This window comes from Stakelama pacifica, from assembly GCF_004361835.1.
Lineage (GTDB): Bacteria > Pseudomonadota > Alphaproteobacteria > Sphingomonadales > Sphingomonadaceae > Sphingomonas > Sphingomonas pacifica.
In genome coordinates this window covers 1-6673 of sequence record NZ_SNWD01000026.1, presented here as the reverse complement: position 1 = coordinate 6673, position 6673 = coordinate 1, and the positions used below count along the sequence as shown (strand labels likewise).

The 6673-nt window shown below is 55.2% G+C and carries 10 protein-coding genes; 4 read left to right on the top strand and 6 right to left on the bottom strand.

Annotated features, from left to right (window positions below):
* Positions 1 to 155: 155 nt before the first annotated feature.
* The 5 genes from EV664_RS19000 to EV664_RS18980 are packed head-to-tail and all read right to left on the bottom strand — an operon-like array spanning position 156 to position 1490.
* Complete coding sequence (locus EV664_RS19000; protein WP_133497226.1) at positions 156 to 368, bottom strand: hypothetical protein; 213 nt, start codon at positions 366 to 368, stop codon at positions 156 to 158.
* Complete coding sequence (locus EV664_RS18995; RefSeq protein ID WP_133497225.1) at positions 355 to 567, bottom strand: hypothetical protein; 213 nt, start codon at positions 565 to 567, stop codon at positions 355 to 357. Before EV664_RS18995 ends, EV664_RS19000 begins: the two co-directional genes overlap by 14 nt.
* A 5-nt stretch (positions 568 to 572) precedes the next feature.
* Positions 573 to 878 (bottom strand): hypothetical protein, encoded by a 306-nt coding sequence (locus tag EV664_RS18990; RefSeq protein WP_133497224.1) that lies wholly within the window; start codon positions 876 to 878, stop codon positions 573 to 575.
* The gene (locus EV664_RS18985; protein WP_133497223.1) at positions 878 to 1198 is read right to left on the bottom strand and encodes a helix-turn-helix domain-containing protein; all 321 of its coding nucleotides are present in this window, start codon (positions 1196 to 1198) and stop codon (positions 878 to 880) included. Before EV664_RS18985 ends, EV664_RS18990 begins: the two co-directional genes overlap by 1 nt.
* Entirely contained in the window at positions 1191 to 1490 is a 300-nt protein-coding gene (locus EV664_RS18980) for a hypothetical protein (RefSeq protein ID WP_133497222.1), read from the bottom strand. Before EV664_RS18980 ends, EV664_RS18985 begins: the two co-directional genes overlap by 8 nt.
* A gap of 320 nt (positions 1491 to 1810) precedes the next feature.
* Between EV664_RS18980 and EV664_RS18970 the strand changes: the two genes are divergently transcribed.
* The 3 genes from EV664_RS18970 to EV664_RS18960 all read left to right on the top strand — a co-directional run bounded on the left by EV664_RS18970 (position 1811) and on the right by EV664_RS18960 (position 5243).
* Positions 1811 to 3526, top strand: a complete 1716-nt coding sequence (locus tag EV664_RS18970; RefSeq protein WP_162848907.1) for a site-specific integrase — start codon at positions 1811 to 1813, stop codon at positions 3524 to 3526.
* A 118-nt stretch (positions 3527 to 3644) separates the two neighbouring features.
* On the top strand, positions 3645 to 4292 hold the full coding sequence (locus tag EV664_RS18965) for a hypothetical protein (RefSeq protein ID WP_133497220.1): 648 nt from the start codon (positions 3645 to 3647) through the stop codon (positions 4290 to 4292).
* 378 nt (positions 4293 to 4670) lie between these two features.
* Positions 4671 to 5243 carry a hypothetical protein gene (locus EV664_RS18960; RefSeq protein ID WP_133497219.1) on the top strand — a complete coding sequence of 191 codons (573 nt, stop codon included), beginning with the start codon at positions 4671 to 4673 and terminating at the stop codon, positions 5241 to 5243.
* 46 nt (positions 5244 to 5289) lie between these two features.
* On the opposite strand, the gene EV664_RS19825 is transcribed toward EV664_RS18960, so the two are convergent.
* Positions 5290 to 5565: a helix-turn-helix domain-containing protein gene (locus EV664_RS19825; protein ID WP_425326423.1), complete on the bottom strand. Its 276-nt coding sequence runs from the start codon at positions 5563 to 5565 to the stop codon at positions 5290 to 5292.
* 702 nt (positions 5566 to 6267) lie between these two features.
* Here EV664_RS19825 and EV664_RS18950 point away from each other — a divergent pair.
* Positions 6268 to 6615, top strand: coding sequence for a hypothetical protein (locus EV664_RS18950; RefSeq protein WP_133497217.1), 348 nt, complete (start codon positions 6268 to 6270; stop codon positions 6613 to 6615).
* Positions 6616 to 6673 lie beyond the last annotated feature (58 nt).

Below are 6673 nucleotides of genomic sequence, written 5' to 3'. Positions count from 1 at the left end.
TTAAGGAAGGCTTCCCACTGAGCCTGAAGTTGATTGATGTGCTGGTTGGCCCATATACGCTTTAAGCGCGCCTGCCCGAACAGATCAGTTGAGTTCGCTTATGAGGCGCGCGCTTTACCGTTAAGCTACGCGATGGTTTTTAATGTGAGAATATCTCACCTTAAATCCGGCGGTATGTCATCCTCTAATAGGGAGCGGAGCCGGTATTTCATGGCGGTGTAAGGCGCAGGATCGTATTGCACTCCCGCATTGCGAACATAGCCGTCGCTGTCGGGCACGTTATCCCGGCTCGCCACTGGCGGAAGGCCCGCCGCCGCACGATCGTCGTTCAGCAAGGCAAGCGCCACTTCTTCTTTAAGGCTGGTCATTGGTTGGCTCCTGTAGGGGTAGGATGTCTAAAAATTGTTGCCACAGTCCAGCGTCAACAATGAAGCGGTCGCGTTGCTCAAGCGCCTCCCTATAGCGCTTCAGGGTGTCGGCGGCTTCGATGATTAGCGAAAAGTCGCCATTGCCAAGCGCGTCACTGCCCTCATATTCGCGCAGCCGATCCTCAAGTTCGTTTGACATATCCACTACCTTTCTGTGTGGGGGAGGCGGCAACCGATCTGCGCACGATAGGATTCGGGAAGGGTGCCCCAGTCGAACGTGTCGGCAAAGTCGCCGCAAACATGATCGCGCGGCGTGAAGGGATGCCCTGCCCCGATGTGGAGGCTGCAAGACTCGATACCGATCATCGCATCCCGATCGCGCCCCGGAACAGGCGCGGATTTCGTGCATTCGCCAACGAGCGAATTATGATTCTGCCAGTGATCGCACCCGGCGCAGCTTTTGCCGTACTGCCAATAGAAGGCGTCGATCAGCGCTTGACGCTCACCCATCACCCTTCCCCTTGGTTATCGGGGGAGGGGCGGGCGCTGATCTCGCGATCAATAAGCGCAGCGATTTTGAGCGCTAGCGGGTCGATAGGTGATCGCTTGTCGTCCATGCCTAGAAGATAAGCAGGTGAAACAGCCAATGCTCTCGCAAGCGACCAGACAGCGCGCACAGTCGGATTGGCCGACCGCCCCTTTTCCAATTCCCACACATGGCCTTTTGTGATCCCGGAAGCGTCCGCGACTTGTTGCAACGTCATGCCGCGCGCTGCACGCGTTTCCGCGATTCGGCTTTGAAACTCTGCAATGTTTGGTTCATCACCCATTGGACGCACCTTTCGTATGGTGGGGAGGGGTGGCGCGGACGGCGCTATATTCTTCGTCGGTGAGCCACCATGTCGGACCAAAGCCGTCGCTGTCATTCCATGTGAACTCGCCGCCCGGCGCTACCCACATGCCGACCTGACCGGGGAATAGCCCGTTCTTTTGAATGTGGCCCCAGCGCATCCAGAAAACGCCAGCATCTTCGTCGCCTACCCAAATCGTCGTCCCGTCTTTCGGCGCGGTTTCGATGGGGTGCGCAGCGCGCATGATTTCGGTAAAGGGCACTTCACCCATTCGAACCTCCTCCGTTCGTGTGGTGGGGCATCTCCGGTTGGCCGATCGGGGGTGCCTTTTTGGTTATGGGTGGGTGAGCTTGGTATCGCTTGGTATCGCAGTTCGCGTTCAGTTCCTGCAGCGTTCCCGATATTTCCCACATCAAACCGACGGTAAATAGCGGGTTTTGCCGCGATTAACTGCAATCGCACTGCAGAGGTCAGGGGTTCGATTCCCCTCAGCTCCACCAGCCGCCCCGAAAAGCGTTAGTTTCTAGCGATAATCCCAGAAAACAGTCGTTTATGTCTGCCATTTGGTCACACAACTGGTATACACGAGGCATGGACGACGTGGCGAAACCTCCTCATCTCCAGAAGCGCGGCGGCATCTGGTATTACTATCGTAGGGTGCCCAAGGAACTCGTGCCGGTCATCGGCAAGCGGTTTGTGAAGCATTCGCTGAAAACCGGCGATTTGGCACAAGCCAAGCTCCGCCATAGCGTTTACGCTCTCAACACGGATGCGCGCTTCGCGGCAGCGGCGCGCGGAGATGTGGTTACAGGAACAGGCTCTGCCAAAGGCGACTTGGTTTCCGCGACCGCGCTCATGGACCATGTTCGAACAATGGTCAGAACGATGGATGAGCGGGCGGCGACAAACTTGCGGGAAAAGCCGCTGGTCGATCTTTACGATCGCCGTGAGCGTGAAATGGATGCGGGGTATGAGCTTGATATCCTCACTAATCCGTCCGATCCGCGACAGGCCGAATTGGTGGATCACACGGCGACGGCGCTGCTCAAAAAGGTCGGGGTCGAACTGCCTGACCTCAAAACACATGCGCAATTTGAAGAGGTGGTACGGCAAGGGCTGATTGAGGTTTGTCGTCGTCGCCTTGACCGATATGCGGACAGGTTTGATCGGCCATTTCATAACCCAGAATTCGATCCGGCTCGCCGCCCAACAACCACATTTGGCGAACTCGCCGAAATCTTCCTTGCCGAAAAGCTTCAGGAATATCGGGTCAACAACGTTGCACTGAAGCGGCAGGACAAAATTAAGGCAAGTGTGGCCACCCTATTGGAAATTGTGGGTCCCGATCTGCCGATTTCTTCAATCGACGACGATATCGTTCAGCAGGTGAGGAGCTGCGTCGCGCAACTTCCTGCTAATCGGGTAAAATTTTACGCTAAGCTTCCGATTAAGGCAGCGATTGAGCGTGCTGCAAAGGAAGGAAGGCCCGCCCTTAAATCTTTAACCCAGTCGCAATATCTCGATGTGTTCCGTGACATCATGAAAGTCGCAGTTCGAAAGCGTTTTATCGTCGGCAATCCGGCCGCAGATATCAGGCCGCTGAAGCGTGATGAGGTTGCTGCTTCTGAGAAACGGAAGCCATGGACCATGGATCAGATACGCCAATTCTTTGGGTCCGAATTCTACCGTTCTTGTGCCGTCGATGCGGCTGAGCCTTATTCGCGGCCAGATCGGGATTGGCGATTTTGGCTCCCCTTGATGATGCTGTTCAGCGGCGCGCGTCCTAATGAAATCTGTCAGCTATCGACCGATGACATAGGCCGCACTGATGCAGGTACGTGGTTCGTGAAGATTAGCGACGATCGAGAGGGTAACACGGTCAAAACACAGGCAAGCCGTCGCCGTGTGCCGCTTCACTCAGAGCTGATCGCAATGGGCTTTCTTCGTTTCGTAAAAAAGCGAGAGGAAGCGGATGGTCCCTCGCGACTTTTTCCAATGTTGAAACCCAATAAGTATGGAAATCGTGCGCAGTATCCATTGAAGCGCTTCAGCGAAAAATATATCGGTCTCGCTACGCAACTGGACTCAGACCAGTCTCTATACTCATTACGACATAATGTCCGCGATGCGTTAAGGCGGGTGCAAGCTCCTCCGGAGACGCTTCTGGCCGTCAGCGGTTGGTCGCCTGCGGGCAAAGCCGTCAGCGACAATTACGGTGACCCCGGCAATCCCGATCACCACATCAGATATGTGGAAGGTATCAGCTATCCCGGCTTAGACCTCTCGTTTCTGCACATCGATAGATAGATGCGGTACTTTACGCGAGGTTAACCACAGAGTGGCATAGCTTCGGTCTCAGTGGCTGCGCGCATATAACATTCTTTGTCGACGGACCGGCGACGTTTGCTCAGCGCCGCGTTCTGTCATGAGCATGTTGCCGCGCTTCTTCAGTGAAACCGAAGGGGACGACGGAATGACAAAAATGAATAAATTTTTGTCGAAAGAAAAGGCAACGGCTCTACTCGCGGCTGAGGCGGCTAAAGGGCAGACGAAAGCGAAGAGCGCGCACGTCCCTCAAAAGAAAGCCGCCACCTTCAAAAAGTTTCACGATAAAGCAGCGGAGGCGAATGCCGTATGGGAACGCCCCAACTTGCTTGCTCTATGCCGCAAGCTGGCGGGCGGCGACCTCGCTGCTGGCTATCTTCTCCATCACATTCTGTATGTTTGGAACAATCGCGATCATAAACTGGAACGGAAATTGCCGACATGGTCATGCGACCAGTGGCTTGCCCATAGCAGACAGGCTTGGGCAACGGCCTCCGGCCTGACGCTCGCAGAGTTTACCAAACGAGCGCTTCCCAGACTTCGGAAAAATTGCTGGGGCTTCCTCATGATCCGCGCAATGGGAAATGGTCCCCAGAAGAAGCTGTGGGTTAGCGTCGACGTCTTCGCGATGCAGGCTCACATATCGGGTTCCGAAGCGGTGCCTTGGGATATGTTTCACGCTGCGCTCGAAGCGATGGGTCCCGGCTTCGAAAAGACCCCTGCAAACGCCTATGCCAAGCCAACCTGAGGCAGATATTTGGCGCGCGCTAAAAGCTGTAAATGTCAAATTTGGCAACAATTAGAAAAGCGACCCAAACGGATACGATTAAATACCTTCGGTATTTGAGAGAACGGTATTAAGAGAAATGAAGCCTATTATCTTACGATAATAGGGCGCGGATGATCGCTAACGCTCTCATCACGCACTCAATCCTGATCTCGGCAACCCTCTGCCGGAGCTGATGAATTTACAAAACCAAACGTGGCCGTTCCGGGTCTATTGAGCCAGAACTAATTTGCCACCCAGCGGTTCTCCGACATTCGGTTGTGCAATTAATTGCACAAAGCATTTGTTAGGGCGACAGGGGTTAGAGGGTACGCGCCAAACATTTGTAGGAGATACGCTATGGCGTCGGGGGCGCGCATTCCGGAAGCTCAGCATCTAAAGCGCAAAGCGCTGATGCTTGCTGCTAAGCCGACAAAGGCGTTTCATGCATTTGCCATGGCATTGCATGAGGCTCATCAAGCGGACCCGGCCTTCCTAAACGAGGTGAGCCGGATCGCCGGTATCAAAAGGCGTGCGCTGTTCTACCTGTCTGTCGTTGGTGGCTTTCTGGCCAAATACCGCATCTCCGAAGCGAAAGCGGAACGCATAGGCTGGACGAAGCTCCAGATCGTGGCGCATCACGTCAATGATACCGCGAACGCGTCGAAATGGTCTGACCGGCAGATTGACAAGCTGCTCGATCTGGCGCTCCAGACGACCGCCCACGCGTTGCCAGCAGTTTTGAGGGCTCAGGATACCAAAAACTTTAGATCGATGCTCCTGCGGCTTCCTCTGGCCGATTATGATGATGTTGAAGCAGCGCTTCTGGATTGCGGGGCTGTGCGACAGGCGAGAGGACTGGCAAATAAGGAAGATGCGGTTGCGCAACTGGCGCGCGCATATCTGAAGTTAAAAGCGCAGAAGGCCTTGTGACCAGCATTTAGCCAACGAAGGGGTAAACAAGCCGCTTCTCTGAACGCTAATTTTGCGGTTCAAGCGCCGCGTCGATTACGCCTTTAATCCAAAGCAGTTCGGCTTCCCGCAGGGAGGAAAGCCGGAGCGTGATTTCGCTCAACGTTCCGCGTTGCAGGTGCCCGGACGGAAGTTCGGCGGTAAAGAGTTCCGCCGGATCAACCTTGAGCGCTTCGGCGAGTTGGGAAACGACCGCGAAACGCGCTCCGCTCGACCCCGCTTCGATCTTCGAGATCATATCGGCCGAAACGCCCGCAGCACCAGCCAGCCGCTCCTGCGTCATTCCCAGACGCATACGATGGGCTTTGACCAGTTTTCCGAACCTGTGACGTAGATCGTCCATGCGCGCCTCCGTCCGTACCGTTAATCGGTCACCCGGCTCGCTATCACCGACGCTAATTATATTATTGTGCGAAACCCGTAATACACTTGCTACATGAGGTCGTATTGGTAAGTTTGAGACACCCCCAGCGGGTCCCGAAATACCAACAGGAGATGCAGCCTTGTCCTATGTCGTGCGCGAGCTTCGGAAGAAAATGCGGGCAGAGGAAGCGAAGCGTCAGGTTCAGCGTAGAAACCGCATAATCGCCGTGGGCATCGTCCTCGGCTGTCTCCTAGGGATTATCGCCCTGTTTCACTGATCCATCCGAACCGGGGCAGACCAGCAAAAATCTTCGACATTTTGGGTGGGACAGCCTTTGTCTCTCATGCATGTCGTTTTTCGTCGCTCATGCTGGGCGGAGTCATTTGCGGGGACAACGCTTTCGCGATCCTTGCACAAGCTCTTAGATGGCGGCTGCCGCGCTTTCTCGACGCCTTCAGACCGGGGCAGCAAATATCGGGAAAAAGGTCCGATACCGGCCTCAGCGACAATTGCTTCTTAAAAACCGCCGTTTCATGGCTTTTTCCTTGGTCCCGCCGTCGTCACAGTTAACGTCCGCCATGGGTCACTCGGTTCTCGACCTCCCGCACAGGAGGAGAGCAAATGCACGATACGAACCCCACTCGTCTTGACCCCTGGGCGGCTAGTTCGCTGCTCCAAAAAGCGATCAGAAGAGGCGAAACCGATCTTGCCATTCACGCAGCCCGCTCGCTTCACCGACAGCGAGGCAACGGCATCTGGAGGCGTTTTCTCATCATCGCGTTCGAAGATGTCGGGATCGGTAACCTCGACCTTGTCCGACGTGTCACTCTTGCGAATATCGATCGCCAGTCGCGCAAGACCTTCGGAACGGATGACGAAGCTGTCGCTACCTTTGCGCGTGACCTGTCAGAGTCACCCAAGGATCGTTCGAGCTGGTCTGAGCCCGTAGTTTCTACCATTTACGAGTAGAGCCTTGGGCCGTTTTGATGCCCTTCACTGGGCGTGATGGCAACAACCGTATTGGGGG